This window comes from Frondihabitans sp. GW821-FHT04F02 (genome assembly GCF_059420045.1).
Genome location: NZ_JBWKSZ010000008.1, coordinates 44,687 through 64,982, shown reverse-complemented (window position 1 = coordinate 64,982; position 20,296 = coordinate 44,687). Strand labels below are relative to the sequence as shown.

Annotated in this window: 24 protein-coding genes; 11 read left to right on the top strand and 13 right to left on the bottom strand. The window is 71.1% G+C overall.

Going from position 1 to position 20,296, the window contains the following annotated elements; genetic code table 11:
• Nucleotides 1-75: 75 nt before the first annotated feature.
• From AC07TY_RS17615 to AC07TY_RS17605, 3 genes are all read left to right on the top strand, one after another.
• Complete coding sequence (locus AC07TY_RS17615; protein WP_494786167.1) at nucleotides 76-963, top strand: sugar phosphate isomerase/epimerase family protein; 888 nt, start codon at nucleotides 76-78, stop codon at nucleotides 961-963.
• Nucleotides 963-1,958 (top strand): Gfo/Idh/MocA family oxidoreductase, encoded by a 996-nt coding sequence (locus tag AC07TY_RS17610; RefSeq protein ID WP_494786166.1) that lies wholly within the window; start codon nucleotides 963-965, stop codon nucleotides 1,956-1,958. The genes AC07TY_RS17615 and AC07TY_RS17610 overlap by 1 nt, the downstream gene beginning before the upstream one ends.
• An 86-nt stretch (nucleotides 1,959-2,044) precedes the next feature.
• Complete coding sequence (locus tag AC07TY_RS17605) at nucleotides 2,045-3,514, top strand: sugar porter family MFS transporter (protein WP_494786165.1); 1,470 nt, start codon at nucleotides 2,045-2,047, stop codon at nucleotides 3,512-3,514.
• A gap of 186 nt (nucleotides 3,515-3,700) precedes the next feature.
• On the opposite strand, the gene AC07TY_RS17600 is transcribed toward AC07TY_RS17605, so the two are convergent.
• On the bottom strand, nucleotides 3,701-4,429 hold the full coding sequence (locus AC07TY_RS17600; protein WP_494786164.1) for a GntR family transcriptional regulator: 729 nt from the start codon (nucleotides 4,427-4,429) through the stop codon (nucleotides 3,701-3,703).
• Between the two features lie 262 nt (nucleotides 4,430-4,691).
• Nucleotides 4,692-5,264: a TetR/AcrR family transcriptional regulator gene (locus tag AC07TY_RS17595; protein WP_494786163.1), complete on the bottom strand. Its 573-nt coding sequence runs from the start codon at nucleotides 5,262-5,264 to the stop codon at nucleotides 4,692-4,694.
• Between the two features lie 93 nt (nucleotides 5,265-5,357).
• Between AC07TY_RS17595 and AC07TY_RS17590 the strand changes: the two genes are divergently transcribed.
• Both AC07TY_RS17590 and AC07TY_RS17585 read left to right on the top strand, forming a co-directional pair.
• Nucleotides 5,358-6,086 carry an SDR family oxidoreductase gene (locus tag AC07TY_RS17590; RefSeq protein WP_494786162.1) on the top strand — a complete coding sequence of 243 codons (729 nt, stop codon included), beginning with the start codon at nucleotides 5,358-5,360 and terminating at the stop codon, nucleotides 6,084-6,086.
• A 252-nt stretch (nucleotides 6,087-6,338) separates the two neighbouring features.
• A complete protein-coding gene (locus tag AC07TY_RS17585) occupies nucleotides 6,339-7,268 on the top strand; it encodes an SDR family oxidoreductase (protein WP_494786161.1) in 930 nt (309 codons plus the stop codon).
• Nucleotides 7,269-7,347: 79 nt separating this feature from the next.
• Here AC07TY_RS17585 and AC07TY_RS17580 read toward each other — a convergent pair whose 3' ends face one another.
• From AC07TY_RS17580 to AC07TY_RS17570, 3 genes are all read right to left on the bottom strand, one after another.
• The gene (locus AC07TY_RS17580; RefSeq protein WP_488624274.1) at nucleotides 7,348-8,523 is read right to left on the bottom strand and encodes an alcohol dehydrogenase catalytic domain-containing protein; all 1,176 of its coding nucleotides are present in this window, start codon (nucleotides 8,521-8,523) and stop codon (nucleotides 7,348-7,350) included.
• Nucleotides 8,524-8,583: 60 nt separating this feature from the next.
• On the bottom strand, nucleotides 8,584-8,907 hold the full coding sequence (locus tag AC07TY_RS17575; RefSeq protein WP_123507180.1) for a hypothetical protein: 324 nt from the start codon (nucleotides 8,905-8,907) through the stop codon (nucleotides 8,584-8,586).
• 207 nt (nucleotides 8,908-9,114) lie between these two features.
• Entirely contained in the window at nucleotides 9,115-9,789 is a 675-nt protein-coding gene (locus AC07TY_RS17570) for an HAD family hydrolase (protein WP_494786160.1), read from the bottom strand.
• Between the two features lie 115 nt (nucleotides 9,790-9,904).
• Between AC07TY_RS17570 and AC07TY_RS17565 the strand changes: the two genes are divergently transcribed.
• The gene (locus AC07TY_RS17565) at nucleotides 9,905-10,123 is read left to right on the top strand and encodes a hypervirulence associated TUDOR domain-containing protein (RefSeq protein WP_123507178.1); all 219 of its coding nucleotides are present in this window, start codon (nucleotides 9,905-9,907) and stop codon (nucleotides 10,121-10,123) included.
• Nucleotides 10,124-10,167: 44 nt separating this feature from the next.
• On the opposite strand, the gene AC07TY_RS17560 is transcribed toward AC07TY_RS17565, so the two are convergent.
• Both AC07TY_RS17560 and AC07TY_RS17555 read right to left on the bottom strand, forming a co-directional pair.
• Nucleotides 10,168-10,320 carry a hypothetical protein gene (locus AC07TY_RS17560; protein WP_494786159.1) on the bottom strand — a complete coding sequence of 51 codons (153 nt, stop codon included), beginning with the start codon at nucleotides 10,318-10,320 and terminating at the stop codon, nucleotides 10,168-10,170.
• A gap of 26 nt (nucleotides 10,321-10,346) precedes the next feature.
• The gene (locus tag AC07TY_RS17555) at nucleotides 10,347-10,577 is read right to left on the bottom strand and encodes a hypothetical protein (RefSeq protein ID WP_123507176.1); all 231 of its coding nucleotides are present in this window, start codon (nucleotides 10,575-10,577) and stop codon (nucleotides 10,347-10,349) included.
• A gap of 233 nt (nucleotides 10,578-10,810) precedes the next feature.
• Between AC07TY_RS17555 and AC07TY_RS17550 the strand changes: the two genes are divergently transcribed.
• Both AC07TY_RS17550 and AC07TY_RS17545 read left to right on the top strand, forming a co-directional pair.
• Nucleotides 10,811-11,422, top strand: coding sequence for a TetR/AcrR family transcriptional regulator (locus tag AC07TY_RS17550; RefSeq protein ID WP_123507175.1), 612 nt, complete (start codon nucleotides 10,811-10,813; stop codon nucleotides 11,420-11,422).
• A gap of 68 nt (nucleotides 11,423-11,490) precedes the next feature.
• Nucleotides 11,491-12,447 (top strand): AraC family transcriptional regulator, encoded by a 957-nt coding sequence (locus tag AC07TY_RS17545; RefSeq protein ID WP_494786158.1) that lies wholly within the window; start codon nucleotides 11,491-11,493, stop codon nucleotides 12,445-12,447.
• Here AC07TY_RS17545 and AC07TY_RS17540 read toward each other — a convergent pair.
• Genes AC07TY_RS17540 through AC07TY_RS17515 form a run of 6 tightly spaced genes read right to left on the bottom strand, consistent with a single transcriptional unit; the run spans nucleotide 12,444 to nucleotide 16,897 of the window.
• Nucleotides 12,444-13,526: an FUSC family protein gene (locus AC07TY_RS17540; RefSeq protein ID WP_494786157.1), complete on the bottom strand. Its 1,083-nt coding sequence runs from the start codon at nucleotides 13,524-13,526 to the stop codon at nucleotides 12,444-12,446. The two genes, AC07TY_RS17545 and AC07TY_RS17540, sit on opposite strands and share 4 nt — an antisense overlap.
• 44 nt (nucleotides 13,527-13,570) lie before the next feature.
• Complete coding sequence (locus AC07TY_RS17535; RefSeq protein ID WP_494786156.1) at nucleotides 13,571-14,287, bottom strand: PIG-L deacetylase family protein; 717 nt, start codon at nucleotides 14,285-14,287, stop codon at nucleotides 13,571-13,573.
• A gap of 27 nt (nucleotides 14,288-14,314) precedes the next feature.
• The gene (locus AC07TY_RS17530) at nucleotides 14,315-15,370 is read right to left on the bottom strand and encodes an acyl-CoA dehydrogenase family protein (RefSeq protein WP_494786155.1); all 1,056 of its coding nucleotides are present in this window, start codon (nucleotides 15,368-15,370) and stop codon (nucleotides 14,315-14,317) included.
• Nucleotides 15,367-16,107 (bottom strand): glycosyltransferase family 2 protein, encoded by a 741-nt coding sequence (locus AC07TY_RS17525; protein WP_494786154.1) that lies wholly within the window; start codon nucleotides 16,105-16,107, stop codon nucleotides 15,367-15,369. Before AC07TY_RS17525 ends, AC07TY_RS17530 begins: the two co-directional genes overlap by 4 nt.
• A complete protein-coding gene (locus AC07TY_RS17520; protein ID WP_494786153.1) occupies nucleotides 16,104-16,709 on the bottom strand; it encodes a class I SAM-dependent DNA methyltransferase in 606 nt (201 codons plus the stop codon). The genes AC07TY_RS17525 and AC07TY_RS17520 overlap by 4 nt, the downstream gene beginning before the upstream one ends.
• Complete coding sequence (locus tag AC07TY_RS17515; protein ID WP_158614270.1) at nucleotides 16,706-16,897, bottom strand: hypothetical protein; 192 nt, start codon at nucleotides 16,895-16,897, stop codon at nucleotides 16,706-16,708. Before AC07TY_RS17515 ends, AC07TY_RS17520 begins: the two co-directional genes overlap by 4 nt.
• Before the next feature lie 142 nt (nucleotides 16,898-17,039).
• On the opposite strand from AC07TY_RS17515, the gene AC07TY_RS17510 reads away from it, so the two are divergent.
• The 3 genes from AC07TY_RS17510 to AC07TY_RS17500 are packed head-to-tail and all read left to right on the top strand — an operon-like array spanning nucleotide 17,040 to nucleotide 20,172.
• Complete coding sequence (locus AC07TY_RS17510) at nucleotides 17,040-17,894, top strand: ribose-phosphate pyrophosphokinase (RefSeq protein ID WP_488624263.1); 855 nt, start codon at nucleotides 17,040-17,042, stop codon at nucleotides 17,892-17,894.
• A complete protein-coding gene (locus AC07TY_RS17505) occupies nucleotides 17,891-19,492 on the top strand; it encodes a nicotinate phosphoribosyltransferase (RefSeq protein ID WP_494786152.1) in 1,602 nt (533 codons plus the stop codon). The genes AC07TY_RS17510 and AC07TY_RS17505 overlap by 4 nt, the downstream gene beginning before the upstream one ends.
• Nucleotides 19,489-20,172, top strand: a complete 684-nt coding sequence (locus AC07TY_RS17500; RefSeq protein WP_494786151.1) for an NUDIX domain-containing protein — start codon at nucleotides 19,489-19,491, stop codon at nucleotides 20,170-20,172. The genes AC07TY_RS17505 and AC07TY_RS17500 overlap by 4 nt, the downstream gene beginning before the upstream one ends.
• Nucleotides 20,173-20,296 lie beyond the last annotated feature (124 nt).

Below are 20,296 nucleotides of genomic sequence, written 5' to 3'. Positions count from 1 at the left end.
CCGGTCCAGACATGTCAGGACAAAATGACAACAGCCTGGCATAATCGGACTGAGCCTCACGACGAAGTGGACAGCATGCCCCCCAAGATCTCGATGAACGTGACGACGACCTTCCACGGAAACGTCGCGACCGACATCCAGCACGCGAAGGCCGCCGGGTACGCGGGGATCGAGCTGCAGAGTCCGAAGCTCTACCGGTATCTCGATGCCGGCTACGCGGTCGAGACCCTGCCGGAGATGCTGGAGGGCATCGAGGTGACCGGCCTCGGCGCTGTGCTCGACATCGAGCGCCAGGGCTCGGCCCGCGACGAGTACCTCGCCGAGGTCCGTCGCATGTGCGAGATCGCCGTCGTCGTGGGTGCCCCCATCGTCCAGCTGTGCACCGGGCCCGTCGACTGGAACGTCGTGAAGGACTTCCGGGCGGGGCATCTCGCTGCCGAAGACGGCCGCTACCGGGCCACTCTCGGTCTCGGCGAGGTCGACGCCATCCGCCTGGCGGGCTCCAACGTGCGCGACGCCGCCGATATCGCCGCGGACCTCGGCCTCGAGCTCTACCTCGAGCCGCTCGCCTGGGCGCACCTCAACCGGTGCCGACACGCTCTGCAGCTCATCGACGAGGCCGGCCGCGACAACGTCGGCATCGCCCTGGACACCTGGCACTTCTGGACCACCGGCGACACTCTCGACGAGGTGCGCGCGCTGCCGAAAGAGCTCATCAAGGCGGTCCACCTGTCAGACGGCCTCGACCTCGATCGCGAGAACGACGTCCCCGACCAGAGCCACCACCGCGACGTCGTCATCGGCGGCGGCGCGATCCCGCTGCAGCAGTGGGTCGATGCGGTCAAGTCGACCGGCTACGACGGCTGGTGGGTGTCGGAGATGTTCTCGACGCGCGCCGACGAGCAGGATCCCCAGGCCATCGCATCGGCGATGCGCACCCTCATCGCGACGATGGTCGGCTGATGCAACGCTTCGCCCTGGTCGGGGCAGGCTTCATCGGCGCGGTCCACGCTCGCAGCCTCACGGCAAATCCCGACGTCGACTTCGTGCTCGTGTACGACATCGACGGCGAGCGCTCGGCGGCCCTCGCCGGCAAGCACGGCGCCCGCGCCACCGACGACCTCGCCGAGGTCTTCGACCCGTCCCTCGTCGACGCCGTGTTCATCGCCTCATCGACCGACACCCACGCGCAGCACCTGCGGAGTGCGGCCGACGCCGGACTCGCCGTGATGTGCGAGAAGCCGGTCGGGTCGACCCTGGCCGAGGCGGTCGCGGTGGTGGAGCACGTGGAGGCATCCGGAGTTCCTGCGATGGTCGATTTCAACCGCCGATACGACCGTGACCACGCGGCTCTGAAGCGCGTGGTCGACGAGGGCGGCGTCGGCTCGGTCGAACTCGTCCAGATGAGCTCCCGCGGACCCTCACTGCCGCCGATCGAGTACCTGCGTAGCTCAGGAGGGCAGATGCGCGACCAGACCGTGCACTTCTTCGACCTCTGCCGATGGATTACCGGAGAAGACCCCGTCTCGGTCTCCGTGGCCGGATCTGCGCTCGTCGATCCGGCGATAGCCGAGTTCGGCGACGTCGACACCTCAGTCGCGACCCTGACACTCCCGTCGGGCGCACTCGTGCAGATCGACAGCGTCCGGCGCACCGGCTACGGCTACGACGAGCGCATCGAGGTGATGGGCTCGACGGGGCTCGTCGAGTCGAGGCGCCAGTCGAGCGGCAATGTCGCGGTCCACGGTGGCTCGGGTATCGTGCTCGATGCACTCCACGACGGTTGGTTCGCGCGAGTCGAGCCGACCTATTCAGCCGCGCTCGGCGCATTCGTCGGCGCCCTAGAAGCAGGGCTGCCGGCTCCGGCACCGCTCCGCGACGGGCTCAAGGCCCAGGCGATCGCCGAGGCCGCGACGGCGGCCCTCATGAGTGGAAGGACCGAGACCGTCTCGTACTGACCCTCTGCTCCGTCTCCGCTCACAGAACCGACCTTCACAGAACCGCCCTTCACAGAACCGCCTTTCACCAGAACAAAGGAGTTCCCATGACCTCGACCACCCGCCCCACCGACTCAGCGTCGGGCAGCGCCGCCTCGGCTCTGCCCCCGCTCACGACCGGACCGCACTCGAGGCGCCTCGGCCAGGTCGCCCTGATCGCCACCTTCGGCGGCCTCCTCTTCGGTTACGACACCTCGGTCATCAACGGCGCACTCAGCCCGATGGTCAAGGAGCTCGGCCTCACCAACCTCACCGAGGGCGCTGTGACGTCGGGCCTTCTCTTCGGCGCCGCGATCGGCGCCATCACGGGTGGCCGTCTCTCGGACGCCTGGGGCCGTCGCAAGTCGATCATCCTCATGAGCGTGCTGTTCTTCATCGGCGCCATGGTCTGCGTGGTCGCACCGACGTTCGGCGTGATGCTCGTCGGCCGTGTGATCCTCGGCCTCGCGGTCGGTGCGGCCTCGACGGTCGTCCCCGTCTTCCTCGCCGAGCTGGCGCCGTTCGAGATCCGCGGCTCGCTCGCCGGCCGCAACGAGCTCATGATCGTCTCGGGCCAGCTCGCCGCCTTCATCATCAACGCGATCATCGGCAACATCTGGGGCGAGGGCAACGGCGTCTGGCGCATCATGCTGTCGATCGAGGCGCTGCCCGCCATCGCGCTGTTCATCGGAATGCTGCGCATGCCCGAGTCGCCGCGCTGGCTCGTCAGCAAGGGCCGCGACCAAGAGGCTCTCACGGTCCTGTCGACGCTTCGCACCAAGGAGCGCGCCGTCGCCGAGCTGAAGGAGATCGACGAGGTCACCTCCGAGGAGTCGAAGCGCCAGACCCTGTCGATCGGCGAGATCCTGCGCAACAAGTGGTTCGTCCGCATCATCCTGGTCGGCATCGGCCTGGGTGTCGCCCAGCAGCTCACCGGCATCAACGCGGTCATGTACTACGGCCAGAGCGTGCTCCGCGAGGCCGGCTTCGGCGCTCAGACGGCGCTGATCGTGAACATCGGCCCCGGCATCGTCGCGGTCATCGGCGCCGTCATCGCCCTGCGCATGATGGACCACTTCCCGCGTCGCCTCACGTTCATCATCGGCTTCACCCTGACCACGATCTGCCACCTGCTCATCGGCATCGGCTCGGTCGCCCTGCCCGTCGGCAACGCTGCTCGCCCGTGGGTGCTGCTCGTGCTGATCATCCTGTTCGTCGGATCGATGCAGACCTTCCTGAACGTCGCCGTCTGGGTCACCCTGTCCGAGATCTTCCCGCTCAAGATGCGCGGCTTCGGAATCGGCGTCTCGGTGTTCTGCCTCTGGATCGCCAACGCGTTCCTGGGCCTGTACTTCCCGACGATCATCGCGGCGTTCGGCATCACCGGCACGTTCTTCGGGTTCGCGGTGGTCAACGCCCTCGCGCTGCTCTTCGTGTGGCGGGCCGTCCCCGAGACGCGCGGCCGCACCCTCGAGAAGCTCGAAGAGGACGTCTCCACCGGCGCGATCTACATCAAGCCGCTGGTGCGCAACAAGTAACAACCAGGAGACCCCGCGTTCCGGCGCAGGTGCACTGCCGCGGCAGTGCGTCCACGCCGGAACGCGGGGTCTCTCGCGCCTAACGGACGCGGGGTCTCTCGCGTGCCACGACCGCGGGGTCGAGGCGGGCGGCGACGGCGCCGAAGCGCGGCGCGCCGCCTCAGTCGATGAGCGCCGCGCGCCGGCTCAGTCGACGAACGACACCCGGTCGGCGCGGAAGTGATCGAACACGACCTCGATCGGCACGTCGTCGAGGTCGAACACGAGCTGCTCGCGCACCAGCACCGCGGCGCCCTCCTCGGCGCCGAGCAGCTTGCTGGTGCGGGAGTCGGCGACCGTCGCCCCGATCTCGGTCTCGATCTCGATCTCGCCGAGCTCGGTGCCGAAGTACTCCTCCGTGACGCGCCGCATGTCGCCGCCGTCCATGGGCTCGAAGGTCGAGCGGCCGACCTGGTAGTAGGTGGTGCGCACCCCGATGGGCTCGCCCCGGTACAGGAACAGCAGCTCGTCCATCATGACCGTCGGCTCCAGGACGCGGAGGCGGCGCTGCAGCATCGGCACGTTCGTCACCTCGGCCCGGTCGATGATGCGGAATCCGTAGTCGGCGGCGCGCTCCGGGTCGTCCCCGACGATGTCGTTCATGCGCAGGAGCACCTTGCTGCTCGCGACCGTGGTGCCGCTCCGGGTGTGCCGCTCGAGGATGCCGTCGCGGGCCAGGCTCTGCAGTGCCTCGCGGACGGCGTTGCGCGAAGCGCCGAGCGACTCGACCAGCACCTCTTCGATGAGCTTCTCGTTGAGCGGGTAGACCTCGTCTTTGACGGCGGCGGCCACCATGTCGCGCACGCGCCGCGAAAGCGTGTGGCGGCCCTTCGCGGAGCCGCCGAACGATCGCGGATGCCTGTCGTCGTCGTGCACGCGTCCATTCTGCCCGGCCCCGGGAGGCGGAGGGGACCCCAGTGGGCGGGGTGGGCCGCCGGGCTCCCGCCGGCCTCGACGTGGAGCGGCCCGGCCCCGAGCCGCCGAACCGGCACGAACCCGCCGCCGCGGCGGCGGGTTTCTGCCGGTGCGGCGGGTGCGGCGGGCTGCGGCGGTCGCAGCGGGCGCGGCGGCCCGGCGCCGGGTGCGACGGGGCGAGGGTGGGCGGGAGCCCGGCGCTGGGCGGGCCGTCCTCCGACCCTCAGCCCGCGAAGAAGCCGGCGGCGGCGAGCCCCACCCGTCGCCGGGCCGTCGGCTCGTCGTCGCCGAAGCGGTCGACGCCCCACGCCAGCGCCGTCGCGAGCTCGACGACCTCCTCGGCGGTGACCTCGGCTCGCACAGAGCCGTCGGCCTGCGCCGCCGCGACCAGCGCTGCCGTGCGGTCGTGCAACGGCTGCCAGACGGCGGCGAGCGGAGAGGTCGGCTCGTCGCGCGCGGTCGCCACGCACGACGGGAGCCCCTGCCAGACGCGGAGCTGCCAGGTCATGCGCTTCATCCACTCGGCTAGGGCGTCGCGCGGCGGCATCGACCGGGTGAAATCGTCGGCCTCGGCGAGGGCGGTGTCGACGCTGGTGCCGATCGCGGCGGCGAGCAGGTCGTCGCGCGTGGGGAAGTTGCGGTAGAGGGTGGCGTTGCCGACTCCGGCGCGGAGGGCGATGCCGTCGAGCGAGGCATAGGCGCCGTCGGACTCGAACGTCACGAGCGCAGCGGCGAGGATTGCGTCGCGGTTGCGCCGCGCGTCGGCGCGGAGAGGGCGCGGGTCGGTCTCGGGCATGGCGTTCCGGTCGTCGAGTGCTGAACTTGATTAACTGGGGATAGTCCCCGCATACTGAGTCGGGGACGTTCCCCACTTATCGAAGGAGTCTAGATGAACCAGCCACTCGACGGTCGGGTCGTACTCGTGACGGGCGCCAACGGCGGCCTCGGCCGACACTTCGTCCAGCAGGCGCTCGACCTCGGAGCGGCCCGCGTCTACGCCGCCGCGCGGTCGCCGAAGGAGTGGGGCGACCCCCGCATCGTGCCGCTCGCCCTCGACCTGACGGACGCCGCGAGCGTCGGCGCTGCAGCAGCCACAGCCGCCGACGTCGACCTGCTCGTCAACAACGCCGCAATCGCACCCGTCGGAGACTCCCTCTTGTCGGGCACCGAGGAGCAGCTCCGCGGCATCTTCGACACGAACTTCTTCGGCACCGTCCGCGTCGCGCAGGTGTTCGCGCCAGTGCTCGCCGCGAACGGCGGCGGCGCGCTGCTCAACGTGCTGTCGTCGGCGGCGTGGATCCCGGTGCCGACCGGCTATGCGGCGTCGAAGGCGGCCACGTGGTCGGCGACGAACGCTCTGCGCGTGGAGCTCCGCGGGCAGGGGACCCTCGTCACCGGGCTGCTGGTCGGCATGATCGACACCGAGATGTCACAGCGGTGGGACATCCCGAAGGTCAGCCCCGAGAGCGTCGTGGCCCAGGCCTACGCGGGAGTCGTCGACGGTGCCCTCGAGGTCATCGCCGATGAGCCCACGCGCGAGCTCAAGTCGCAGCTCAACGTGCCGGCCGAGCAGCTCTATCCCGCGTTCGACGAGCTCCTCGCGGGGTTCACGGCCTGACGGCCGCCGCGGCTGGACGGCGCTGAACCGCCTTCCCGCGCGAACCCGCCCAACCGGCACGAACCCGCCGCCGCGGCGGCGGGTTTCTGCCGGTACGGCGGGTGCGGCGGGTGCGACGCCCGGCGCCGGACGCCGGACCTGTACCCCGAGCGCGTCCCCCTCGGCGCCATCGCAGGCCCCGGCGCATACCGTCGCCCTCGAGGCGCCTCCCGACCTCGGGCGCCGCGAACCGAGCAGAGGAGACACGCCGCGATGAGCAGCGACCACAGCAGCAGCGACCACAGCAGCCCCGACCAGTACAGCTTCGAAGATCCCCGCACCCGCTACCCGAACATCTCGCCCGAGGTGCAGCAGCAGCCGGAGCCGGGCCTCCAGTCGCAGATGACGCCCGTTCCCGACCTCGGCGAGGAGTCCTACCGCGGCACCGGCCGACTGACGGGACGCCGCGCGCTCATTACCGGAGCCGACTCCGGCATCGGCGCCGCGGTCGCCATCGCGTTCGCGCGCGAAGGCGCCGACGTCGCCCTCTCGTACCTGCCGGAGGAGCAGGAGGACGCCCAGCACGTCATCGACCTGATCGAGGCGGCAGGCCGCGTGGCCGTGCCGATCCCGGGCGACATCACCGACGCCGCGTTCTGCAGCGAGCTCGTGCAGCGCGCCGTCGACGGCCTCGGCGGTCTCGATGCCGTGGTGAACGTGGCGGGCAAGCAGATCTGGAAGGAGACGATCGAGGAGATCACCGACGAGCAGTTCGACGCCACCTTCAAGACGAACGTGTACGCGCCGTTCCGGATCGTCAAGGCGGCGCTCCCGCACCTCCAGCCCGGGTCGACGATCGTGAACACGGCTTCGCTCGAGGCCTACGTGCCCGCGCCCGACCGCCTCGACTACGCCACCACCAAGGGGGCGATCAACAACTTCTCGAAGGGGCTGGCGCAGCAGCTCGTGAAGCGCGGCATCCGAGTCAACGTCGTGGCGCCCGGCCCGACCTGGAGCGTGCTGCAGGTGACCGGGGGAGTCGACCCCGAGACGCTGCCCGAGTTCGGGTCGAGCGAGTCGCCGATGGGGCGGGCCGGGCAGCCCGCCGAGATCGCACCCGCGTACGTCTTCCTGACATCGGGCGAGTCGAGCTTCGTCGCGGGAGAGACCCTGAACGTGAACGGCGGGATGGTGACTCCGTAGTTCCGGCACTCCCGACAGAAGGCCCCCGGTCAGACGACCGGGGGCCTTCGGCGTGTGCTGTGCGCTGAAGCGCTGCGCCCTAGGGCTTGAGGACGACCTTGATGCAACCGTCCTCCTTCTTCTTGAACACCTCGTACATCTCGGCGGCGCGGTCGAGCGGCACCGGGTGGGTCACGAGATCCTCGGTGCCGAGCGGGTCGGATGCGTCTTCGACGAGAGGCATCAGCGTGTCGATCCAGTGGTGCACGTTGCACTGGCCCATGCGGATCGCGATCTGCTTGTCGAAGAGCGACAGGAACGGCGTGGGGTCGGCGGTGCCCCCGTAGACGCCGCTCAGAGACACCGTGCCGCCGCGGCGCACGATCTCGAAGGCCAGGTGCATCGCCGACAGCGAGTCGATGCCGGCCTTCTGGATGAGCGGCTGAGAGATGGCGTCCGGCAGGGCGGCTGCGAACTTCTGAACGAGGCTGACTCCGCCGTGGTCGTGCGCCTCCATGCCGACGGCGTCCACGACGGAGTCCGGCCCGCGGCCGTCCGTCATCCGCTTGATCTCGTCGGCGACGCCCTTCGTGAGGTCGAGGGTCTCGACCCCGTGCCGCTTCGCCATGTCGCGTCGCTCGGGCACCGGGTCGACCGCGATGACGCGGTAGCCCTTGTGCACGCCGATGCGCGAGGCGAACTGGCCGACCGGGCCGAGGCCGAGCACGACGAGGGTGCCGCCATCGGGCACGTTCGCGTACTCGACGCCCTGCCACGCGGTAGGCAGGATGTCGCTGAGGAAGAGGTAGCGCTCGTCGGGAAGCTCGTCGCCGACGACGATCAGGTTCGCGTCGGCGCGCTTGATGCCCAGGTACTCGGCCTGGCCGCCGGGCACCTGGCCGTAGAGCTTCGTGTAGCCGTAGAGCGTCGCACCGGAGTCGTACTCGGTGACCTGCGTGGTCTCGCACTGCGAGAACAGGCCGCGGTCGCACATGAAGCAGTCTCCGCACGCGATGACGAACGGCACGACGACGCGGTCGCCGACCTTGATGCGCTCGACGCCGGGTCCGACCTCGGTGACGACGCCCATGGTCTCGTGACCGAGCACGTCGCCCTTGTCGAGGTAGGGGTCGAAGACGTCGTAGAGGTGGAGGTCGCTGCCGCAGATCGCCGCTGAGGTGACCTTGATGATCGCATCACCGGGCTCGCGGATCTCGGGGTTGGGGACGTCTTCGACGCTGACGTTCGTGATCGACTGGTAGGTGAGTGCCTTCATATGTCCCTCGTACCCCGATCGGTCTCCGGCGTCGATCAGTCGGGGTACAGGGAGTCGTCGTCAGCGGCCAGCCGACGGCTTGGGGTGGCCGGGGATCGAGTCGCCCGAGAGGTTCAGCTCCGATTCGTCGACCTCGATGTCGCCGCCGTCGTCCGGTCCGCCGGTTCCGGGCAGAGCCACGATGTCGTCCGTGTCGATGTCGTCGTCGACGGCTGCGGACTCCTCGACGTCGCTGTCCTGCAGGTCGCGCGTGACCGCCTCGGACCGCGGGCTGTCGACGGTGGGGTCGTCGCTGTCTCGGCGATCGGGCGCGGTCTCGATTCCTGGCTTCGGATCGGTCGCGTCGGTCGGGAGGTCGGAATCGGTTGCTGCTGAGTCGCTCATGTCGTGAGTCCTTGTCGATGCGGGTCGGCCTTGGGGCTGCGGATCCGGGGGAAAGCCGCTGCTTCGCCAGGTCCGTGGTGACAGTCGATCGTCACCCGCGCGACAGTACGCCGCGCAGTCTGGACGCCGCGCCGTCTCGAAGCCGAGCTGTTTCGAGGCCGAGCTGTCTCGAGGCAGAACTGTCTCGAAGCCGCGGTCGCGACGGCGTCAGAGGCCGGGGAACGCCTCGGTGAGGTCGCCGAGAACGGCGTCCGCGCCGGCGGCTGCGAGTTCCTGCGCCGTGAAGTGCCCGGTGGCGACGCCGATGCCCAGGGCGCCTGCGGCATGTGCCGACGCGATATCGCGCGGGGTGTCGCCGACGACGAAGACCTCGTCGGGCTCCAGGTCGTGGCCGACGATGAGCGACGCCTTGCGGATCGCGGCGCGGGTCGCCTCGTCGCGATCCGGGGAGTCGGAGCCGTAGCCGCCGAACACGAAGTAGCGGCCGAGGTCGCCGGGCTCCATCTTGGCGCGGGCGGCCCCCTCCATCGCGCCGGAGATGACGCCCAGCACGACGCCCTCGGCCGCCAGGCGGTGGAGCAGCTCGTCAGCTCCGGCCTCGACCCGGTAGCCGGGCGACGTGCGGATGTCGGCGGCGAGGTGCCAGAGGTAGCGCGCGTAGAGGCGGGCGAGCTCGTCCGGGGTCGGCTCGCGATGGAGGACGCCCTGGAAGGTCTCGCGACCGACTGCGGGGTCGGTCTCGCCCGACGAGGTGTGCTCGCCGATGTCGGCGGGGACGCCGTGCAGTTCGAGGAACGCGGCCTTCCAGCTGCGACCGCCCGCTCCGCCGGTGTGGACGAGGGTCTCGTCGATGTCGAACAGGACGGCGACAGGCTTCTTCACGAGCGGCCGCCATATTCGTGGAAGGTGAGTTGAGAAGTGATGGTCACTCGCCCGAGTGTGCCCCCGGTCGCCACGCTTTGTCCCCCGTCAGGCAGCCCGGCCTACGGTGTCGTCCATGAGCGACTCCATTGAGAAGGGCGACCGCGTGTCGTGGAACACCCCGCAGGGCCGGACGACCGGCGTCGTCAAGGAACGACGCGTCAAGGACTTCGAGTTCGACGGGCAGAAGTTCACGGCGTCGGACGACGAGCCGACCTACATCGTCGAGTCCGAGAAGTCGTCCGCGGAGGCCGCCCACAAGGGCTCGGCGCTCCGGAAGCTGAAGAGCGACTGACCCGGAAAAACGACCGGCCCCGAAGAGCGACCGGCCCCCAGGGCTCAGGACGCGATCAGGCCGGCGGCGTCGACGAAGAAGTCGGCGTAGCAGACGTCGGGAGCCGTCGGCTCGTCGCGCCTGGTCGGGGTCGCCGCGAAGACGTCCACCACGAGGGTGCGACGACGCTTCGGGTAGACCTCGATGCGGGCGGGCATCGCCGAGGCGTGCCGCACGTACAAGCTCACTGACCGAGGCCGAGCATGAGGGCGATCGCGGCGGCCGACGTGCCGGCGAGGGCCATGACGCTGCCGGCTGTGCCGATGGTGCTCGTCGTCTTCGCGTGGCGGTGCCCCGGAATGGCCTTGAGCGTCTCCCGGCCCTTGGGGCGGTAGGAGGAGCGTCCGCGCGGCACGAGCCGCGATGAGGCCGTGGTCGCCGAGCGGCCCTGCTTGAGGTCGGTGGTGATGTCCATGCTGGTTGCTCCTCCTCGGGGTGTGTGCCCCGGTCCTTCTTCGGTCGGCCGTGCGGCTCGATGGCATGAATCTAGATCGCCGTGACGGCCTGGAGACCGGCTGAGTCGTTCATCCCCACGGAGCGTGCGCAAATCGGATAGCCGCACTCGGTCCGCGTGCGGAAACGGGACAGCCGGGGTGCAGCCGTGCCCGGGCAGACCTATCGTGAGTGTCACCCGATCAGAAACGGTTCATGGCCTCCTCTCTCTCCCTGACGTCCGTCGTCATCGACACCGACGCCGAGCGCGCGATCCTCCGAGCCGCGGACTCCCTGTTCACCGAGCACAGCATCGACTGGGTGACCCTCGATGCCATCGCCGACAGGGCGGAGTCGTCGGTCGGCGAGATCACGCGCCGCTACGCGACCAAGCGCGAGATCCTCGTCGCCGTCCTCGCCTACAAGCACCAGGGCTGGGTGGCTCGGCTCGAGAAGAACGGCACGCGTGTCGACGACCCCCGCGACGAGATCCTCGAGGTCTTCTCGTACATGGAGGAGTGCTTCGCCGACACCACGTGGCGCGGCTGCTGCTTCGTCAACGCGTACGCCGAGGTCGGCCGCGAAGACGAGGGGATCGCCGCACTGGCTGTGCAGCACTTCGAGGAGGTCGAGCGCCACATGTCGGTGCTCTGCGCTCGCGCGGGGCTGCCCGACTACGTGTCGGATGCCCTCACGATCCTGATCCAGGGCGCTCGCGCCGAGGCCGGGATCCACCACACGGCCAAGCCCGCTCGCTCCGCCCGTCTCGCTGCCGCGATGCTGATGTCGGTCTACCAGAACGGCGAGACGGTCGACGACCGGTTCTGACTCCGACGTATTCCGGATAGGCCAGCCTCGTCGAGGTACCGCCGTGCGACTGTTCTCACGGTGAACAGTTGAGAGAGAACCCGGACCGTCTCGAGGTCGACACGAGCGGCACCGACATCGTCGAAGCCCGCGAGATGCTTGCGAGCGCCTACAACGGCATCGAGTGGCGCGCCGGAGAGTGCGACGCGCCCTTCTCCTTCCGGTACGCGGCGGCGGGCGATTCGTCGATGACCGTCCGGGCGCTGCGCTTCGAGGGGCACATGGAGGGCGAGATGCCCGCCGGCGACGATTTCGTCGTCACCTCGCTCAGTCGCGGAACGGGTCGATTCGACGACGGGCGTCGCGAGGTCGTGGCCGAGCCCGGGGTCCCGCAGCTGTGGCCGACCGACCCGTTCACCTTCGGCTTCGAGCAGTGGGATCAGCGCCTCGTCCAGGTCAACCGGACCACCGTCGAGACGATCCTCGGCGAGCGGGGCGTGTACACCGGCCACCTCGCCTTCGACCACACCGCGCGGCCCACCGACCAGGCGCTCCAGCGCTGGCGGCAGACGGTCTCGCTCATCTCGGCGACCGTGCTCGACCGGCACGCCAGCCCACTGCTCCAGGCCGAGATGGGGCGGATCGCCGCGGTGTCGCTCATCGAGCTGTATCCGCTGACCGCGGCCGAGCTGCCCGCCGAGCTGCTGCTTCCGCGGTACGCCCACGTGCGCCGTGCCGTCGAGTACGCCCACGAGCACGCGCACCTGCCGATCACGACGGCCGACCTGGCCCGCATCGCCAACGTCAGCCTCCGCACTCTGCAGCAGGCCTTCGTCCGCCACTTCGACATGAGCCCCAACAGCTACCTCAGGCAGATCCGCCTCGACAGCATCCACGAGGAGCTCCTCCTGTCGGATCCCTCCACGGCGACCGTCGCCGGCATCGCCCAGAAATGGGGCATGGCCCACGCCGGGCGCTTCGCTGCGGCCTACGCCCAGCGCCACGGCCAGTACCCGAGCGAGACGCTGGCGAGCCGCCGCCGCTAGAAGCGGGTGGGGCCGACGGGCTGCAGGTGCAGCAGGATCCTGCGAAGGTGCATCGCGCAGAGCACTCCGGGCCCCAACGACGAGCCGTCGGCCAGCGTGCGGGCGTCCACGATCGTCACCAGCTGACGCACCGAGCGCGCCGCTCGGCCCACCGCCCGATCCCGCTCGGCCTCGGTCGCGTCGCCCCGGTCGACGGCGTCGGCGACCCCGTGGCACGCCTCGGCGAGGGGCGCGGCGAGCACGGGGTCGAACGTGAGCGCCCCGTGACGGCCCCAGATGGTGTCGGTGAGAGCGCCGGTGATGTCGCGCACGTGGAACAGCACCGTGTCGAGCACCTCGAGCCGCTCTGCCCCGTCGCTCGGGTCGTGCTTCCGCCAGAGCGCCCGCGGGTTGCCCTTGCGGCTCTCGGCCCCGTCGGCCAGGGCCCGACGCACCGACGCCGAGGTGGCCGCCAGGCGGTCCGAGCCGCGCGACCACGCTTTGTGCTCCGGCGGCCAGGGCTCCGACAGCGCCTGCCCGACGTCGTGCAGGTGCTCGGCGATCTCGCGCTCGAGCTCGCCGACGCGCGCCTCGGCGGCCCGGCTCGTCACGGCCGGCGCGACCACGAAGTTGACGGCCAGGCCGATGGCGACCCCCACGCCCATCTGCGCGAGGTAGCCGAGCGAGAAGCTCTCGGCCCGGCTCCCGCCGATGATCAGCACGAACAGGGCGGCCATCGGCACGTACTCGCGTCCGGCGCCGAACCACCCCGTGCCCGAGAGGAGCACGCCGATCCCGACGACGAGCGGAATGCTCCACCAGGTCGGGCCCACCGTCAGCATCGCGACGGCGGCGAGGCCGATCCCGGCGATGAGCCCGAGGAGCGTCTGCAGGCCCGTGCGCGCCGAGCCCATCAGCGTCGGATACATGCTGATCAGGGCGCCGAGGGGCGCGTAGTACGGATAGTCGTCGGTGGTGCCGGGCATGTGCGGGCCGACGGCCCAGGCGATCCCGACGGCGACCGCGGTCTTGGCGGCGAGCAGAAGGCGCGGCCGGGCGGTGGCCGTGCGCCAGGCCGGCGCGAGGGCGGAACGGGACATCCGGACGAGCGTACGGGGTTCCTGCTGGGCGTCGGGCGAGCCGGTCACACCACGAACGTCTCGAACGTGCGGTCGAAGTTCTCGAGGAATCGCTCGTGCAGCTGCGGCGGCTCATCGCCCCGCGGTGTCGTCTGCGATCCGTAGGCGTCGAGCGCGTCCCGTTTGACCGCCTGCGCCGCCGGCTGGAGCGGCAGCCGCCCCAGACGGTCCCACGGCACATCGGGGTGGGTGGGCGACCCCCAGTGCCACAGCCAGATCGGGTACTCCCAGAGCACATCGCCCCGGGCATCGGCCAGCTCCGCTGCGATCTCGCCGAGCACGCGGTGGTCGCGGTGGCCGTCGCCGCGCCACGGGGCGACGAGCTGAGCCCGGGGCAGGGGGCGCAGGATCGCAGCGACGTCGGCGAGCACCGCGTCGCGGGCCTCGCGGACCGTGCCGTCGGGGTACCCGAGCGAGTGCGAGCCGACCACTCCCAGCGCGGCCAGGGCGGCGTCGAACTCGGCCGCCCGGACGGCGGCGATCGAGTCGGACGCGTGCGACGCGCGGCCGTCGGTGACCAGCACCACCGTCACCGGCCGACCCGCGGCGGCCGCACCGTGGAGGAGCCCGCCGGCGCCGAGCGTCTCGTCGTCGGGATGCGCGGCGAGCACGACGAGGGGGAGGTCGGCGGGCGGGGTCAGGGGAGGGGCGGCGGTGAGGCGGAGTTCCTGCGCCCAGTCGCTGTTCGCGGTGCCCGGGTCGCTCGAGTCGAAGCTCACCACGACGTCGTCGTCACCATTGCGCCGTCTTCACCATCGCGCCTCGGAGTCGCGGACGGCCCGACCCTCCGAGACGGCGTCGCGCTCGCCGTGGTGCTGGCGCAGGTAGAGCTCGAGGTCGGCGACCCGCTTGGCGTGGGCCGGATCGTTGACCAGGGGTGCGGGTCCGAGCGCGTGGCCGACCGATCGCAGCACGGCTTCGGCGGCGTCGGCGATCGTGGTGCGCACGCGCTTGGCCAGCAGGGATGCCGCGGTTCCGGTCGAGCCGGGCCCACCCGTGTCGATCTGCACTGCGGCGGTGACGAGGGCGGCACGGCCTTCGGCGAGGCGGGCGTCGACCTGGCCGAGGTGCATCAGCAGGATGGCGTCGTCGGCCCGGGCGGGTTCGCGGGCGGCGGCGAGCAGGGTCCGCGCGACGCCGGTGGCCCCGCCGAGCCAGCAGGCGGCGACGCTGATGCCGCCCCACGCGAATCCGGGGCGGTGCAGGTACCAGCCGGGGTCGCCGATGGGCAGAGCGGGCGAGGCGGCGAACGAGACCGGGCCGCTCGGGATCTCCTGGAGGCCGCGCGCCGCCCACGCGGGCTCGACGGTCGTGCGCGGGTCGGCCAGCTCGACTGCGAAGAGCCCGCGGCGGGCGTCGTCGACCCAGGCGGTGACGAGGGCGTGCGAGACGGTCCCGGCGAGAGAGCACCAGGGCTTGGTGCCCGTGAGCGTCCATCCGGTCGGGGTCGATTCGGCTTCCAGCCTCACGCCCGGACCCTCGGCGGCGAACACGCCCCAGGTCGAGCCGTCGCGCACGGCCCGCTCGGCCTGGTGCAGGATCGTGACCGCGTCGAGATGGGGCTCGACGGCACGCGCGAGGGCGACGTCGGCGGCTCCCAGGGTGGCGAGCGCCTCCCACACGTCGAGGGTCGTGCTGCCGGCGGCCGTCGGGGAGACGTCGGGGGTCGTGCCCTCGCCGACGTAGGGTGCGAGTTCGCCGAGGGCGACAGCGGTTCGGAGGGCCTCGTCGACCGTCGCGGGGGAGTCGTCCAGAACCCGTGCGGTGACGGGGCCGACGACGTCCCCGAGGGCCACGCGCCTCACAGGGTCTCCGCCAGGTAGCCGGCGTACCCGCCCGGCGTGCGGCCGACTCGGCGACCCGAGGTCACGACCTGGCAGACGTCGGAGGCCGCGATGACCCACGGGCCGCGCCGCAGCCGGTCGACGAGCCGGTTGTCCTCGTGCTCGTCGACCGGGTCGAAGCCGCCGGCCGCGAGGTAGGCGGAGGCGCGCAGCCCGAGGTTCGCACCGTGCACGTGTCCGTTGGGCCGCCCCAGCACGTGGGTCTCGAGCCACGCGGCGTTCTGCTCGTCGGTCAGGTCGTCGGGGTCGGGCCGGACGGTGCCGACCATCACGTCGACGCCGCGATCCGCCATCGACACCTGGTCGGCGAGCCATCGCTCGGGGACCACCGAGTCGGCGTCGGTGTTGGCGATCCAGATCGACTCGGGCGCAGGAACGGGCCCCACGCCGCCCAGCAGCACCCGGATTCCGTGCGCGCGCGCCGCTCCCACGCGCCCGGCCGTCGACTCGAGCACGCGGACCCCCTCGAATCCCGCCGCCGTCGCCGCGGTCGCGTCCGTCGAGGCATCCGCCACGACGACCACGTCGACCGCGACGTCGGGGCAGGCGCCCCGGAGAGCCGCGCGGGCGCGGCCGACGGCCTCGAGCGCCCGGCCGATCAGCGCCTCCTCGTCGCGGGCGGGGATCACGACGAGCACCCGTCCGATATAGCCTGTGCCTTCGACCTGGATCCCGTTCGCCGTCGGGTCCGCGGTCACCGGAGCCCCGTCCGGGCCGCGATCGACCGGCCGTCGGGCGAGAGCACGTCGAGCACGAAGTCGTCTTCGGCGTGGTGCGCCAGCAGGTACCAGCCGGGCCGCCGTCGGAACACCGCGTTCACGGTGTCGCCGGGCTGCGCGAAGTCGCCCTCGGGGTGTCGCCAGTGGCAGGCGACGACGGTGCCCTGCGGCGTGAGCGATCCGGCGATCAGGTCGAGCAGGCGGCCCAGGCGGTCCGGTTCGAGGTAGTAGCCGACCTCCGACACGACGACCAGGTCGTGATGGCCTGTCGGGAAGCCGTCGACGGCGTCGCCCTCGAGCACGGCGACGTTGCCGTGGCCGGCCGTGCGGCGGCGTGCGAGGCGCACCGCCTCGGCGGAGAAGTCGACGGCGGTGACCCGATCGCAGCGCTCGGCGAGCTCGGCTGTCAGGACGCCGTTGGAGCAGCCCACCTCGAGTGCGCTGCCGAACCGCTCGCGGGGGAGCGCGGCGAACAGGATGGCGCGCTTGCGCACCTCGTACCAGCGCGTCGCGACGCCCCACGGGTCGTCGTCACGGGCGTGCGCTTCGTCGAAGTGGCGCTGGACGTTCTCGGCCCTCACGCCGAGACGCTCTGCGAGGCCGAAGCCGGCGCGGGTGCCGAGGCGGTCACGACGGTCCGGACCGCGACGCTGCTCAGCGGCATCGAGTCGAGCGCGCGACGGATGGCGATCGACCGGTCGTGGCTCGTCGCCGACACCGGGACGATCGCGCCGTTGGCCAGCCGGGCCTGCACTTCGACCAGATACATGCATCAATCCTGGCGGGTGGCGCGGCTGAGTGCCAGGGGGTAGCGGGCGCCGGCGGAGTGTGCTCAGTCGAATCGCGGCGTCCAGCACGTGCTCTCGAAATGATTATTGTGCAATGTGCACAGTTAGTTGTATGGTCGGGGTATGGCAATCACATTCGCTACCCGGATCGGACCGGGCTTCGTCACCACGCCGACATTCGAGAGCATGCGCTTCCCGGCCGGCGAAGGCCACGTCAAGGTCGCGCACGACAACACCGGCAAGGGCGACCTCACCGAGGTCGCGACCCTCACCGGCGCCGACGCCAACGACCTCGTGCTCCTGGGCATGTGGGCCGACGCCGCCAAGCAGCGCGCCGCCCGCACCGTCGCCCTCATCCCGTACCTGCCCGGTGCCCGCCAAGACCGCGGACTCCCGTTCGGGGCCAACGTCTACGCGACGATCATCAACGGCTTCGGCATCGACCAGATCGTGTGCCTCGACCCGCACTCGCCGGTCATGCCGTCGCTGATCGAGCGGCTCACCATCGTCGACCCGGCGCACCTCGTCCGCCAGCACGTGGTCGGCCGAGCCGACCGTGACACGGCCCCGCAGCGCTACGCCGGCATCATCGCCCCCGACAAGGGCGCGATCGCCCGGGCCACCGAGGTCGCGACGATCTGCCACCTCCCCGTCTTCCGGGCCGAGAAGCACCGCAACCCCGACACCGGCAAGCTCGACGGCTTCACCTGCGAAGAGCTCCCCGAGACCGGGAGGTTCCTCGTGGTCGACGACATCTGCGACGGCGGCGGCACCTTCATGGGCCTCGCCGAGTCGACCGGCCTCCCCAGGGAGCGCCTCGGCCTCTTCGTCAGCCACGGCGTCTTCTCGGGGCGTGCGCCCGCCCTCGCCGACCACTTCGGCGAGATCGTCACCACCGACAGCTACCCCGCCCAGACCGAGATCCCCGGCCTGCGCGTCATCGACCTCCACCCCGCCCTGACAGGAGCAATCCAGTGACTTCCGCACATCCAGCGACCTCTGCGCACACAGCGACCGCCGCACACCCCGTGACCACCATCGCCCCGCGCTTCACCTCGGCCAGCCCGATCCAGGCGCTCCTCACGACCGACGGCTACAAGCAGTCGCACCGCCAGCTCTACCCCGCCGGCACCACGCGGATCCTGATCAACTGGACCAACCGCAGCAACCGCCTCCTGCCGGGCTCGAGCCACGCCGTCGTGTTCGGCCTCCAGGCATTCGCGCAGGAGTACCTCACCGAGGCGTGGGCTCCCTTCTTCGCCGCTTCCGAAGACGAGGTCGCAGAGCTGTTCGAGCAGGAACTGCGCGACTACTTCGGGCCGAACGCGATCGGCAGCGAGCACGTCCGCGCGCTCCACCGCCTCGGCTACCTGCCGCTCGACATCAAGGCCCTGCCCGAGGGCACCCTCGCCCCCATCGGCGTCGCGACCCTCACGATCGAGAACACCGTCGACGAGTTCTACTGGCTGCCGAACTACATCGAGACCGCCCTGTCGGCCAGCATCTGGCACCCCGGCACAGTCGCGACCATCGCCCTCGAGTACCGCGACCTCATCGAGAAGTGGGCCGCGGCCACCGGGGGCGCCCTGGCCGGAATCGACTTCCAGGCGCACGACTTCTCGATGCGCGGTCAGTCGTCGCTCGGATCGGCCACCGCGTCGGGCGCCGGGCACCTGCTGTCGTTCCTCGGCACCGACTCGATGCCGACGTTCGACTGGATCCGCCGCTACTACCCCGGCGAGAACGGACTGCTCGGGGCGTCGGTCCCGGCGACGGAGCACTCGGTCATGTGCATCCGCGGCGAGCAGGGCGAGCTCGAGACGTTCAACGCGATCCTGGACGAGTTCCCGACCGGCATCGTGTCGGCGGTCAGCGACGGCTACGACCTGTTCAAGGTGCTCACCGACGTGCTGACCGAGCCGGCGCTCAGAGCACGGATCCTGGGACGCGACGGCAAGCTCGTCATCCGCCCCGACTCGGGCGACCCCGTCGACATCGTCACCGGCAGCCTCTTCGGCGACGAGCTCGCGGCCGCGGGCGACCGCGACCGCAGCCCGGAGGAGAAGGGCGTCGTCGAGCTGCTCGACGAGGAGTTCGGCCACACCGTCAACGAGGCCGGCTTCAAGGTCCTCGACAGCCACGTCGGAGTCATCTACGGCGACAGCATCACGATCGACCGCGCGACCCGCATCTTCGAGCGCCTTGCGGCGAAGGGCTACTCGAGCGACAACATCGTGCTCGGCGTCGGGTCGTTCACCTACCAGTACCTCACCCGCGACAACCTCGGCTCGGCCGTCAAGGCCACCTGGGCGCTCGTCGACGGAGAGCCGGTCGACATCCAGAAGGACCCGAAGACCGGCGGCGGCAAGAAGAGCGCCAAGGGCCGCATCGCCCTCCACCGCGACGCGAGCGGCGAGATCGTCCAGACCGACCAGGCGACGCCGGAGCAGGAGGCCGACAGCCTGCTGCAGACGGTGTGGATCGACGGGGCGTTCACGACGCTCCAGTCGTTCGCCGACGTCCGGGCCACGCTGGCCGCCGAGCGCACGGCTCGGGCGGCCCGCGCCGGGGCATGACGATGGGTGCAGCCGCAGGAGGGGCCGGGGTCGGTGCGCCCGGCCCCGGCGGCCGGCCGCGACAGCCGCTGATCGCGGTCGACGTGGTGCCGGCGTTCTTCGACGCGGCGACGGGGCTCCACTTCGGCACGGCCGTGCGCGCGGGGGACCCCGCGAAGGGCCAGCTCGCGCTGCCGGGCGTCCTGCTCGGCGAGGGCGAGCGCCTGCGCGAGGCGGCCCACCGAGCACTGGAGGTCAAAGCGGGGATCGCCGCCGACGCCGTGCGCACGCTCGCGCAGCTCCACACGTTCGACGAGCCCGGCCGGGAGTCGCGCGAGCACTCGGTGAGCGTCGCCTACCTGGCGGTCGTCGCACCCGGGCCGGCCCTGGCGTCGCCCGCCGACTGGAAGCTCGCGAGTGTCCGGAACCTCAACCTGCCGTTCGACCACGAGGCGATCATCGACTTCGCGCGCGAGTGGATGGCCGCCCGGCTCTGGCACGATCACGGCGTGACGCGGGCGCTGACCGGCAACACCTTCACGCTCGCCGGGGCCAGCGACCTCTCGGCGGCGCTCACCGGCTCGGCCCCGCACACGGCCAGCCTGCGGCGGCAGCTGCTCGCGCCGGCGAGCGGCGTGGTCCAGACCGACGAGACGGTGCCGGCGCGGGGCACCCCGTCGCGCGTCTGGGCCTGGCGCTGAGCCGTCGCGGGTGCGGCGATTCGGGCTCGGCTCGGCCCCGCCGGCTCGGCTCGGCCCCGCCGGATCGGCTCGGCCCCGCCGGCTCGGCTCCGCCGGCTCGGCTCCGCCGGCTCGGCCCCGCCGC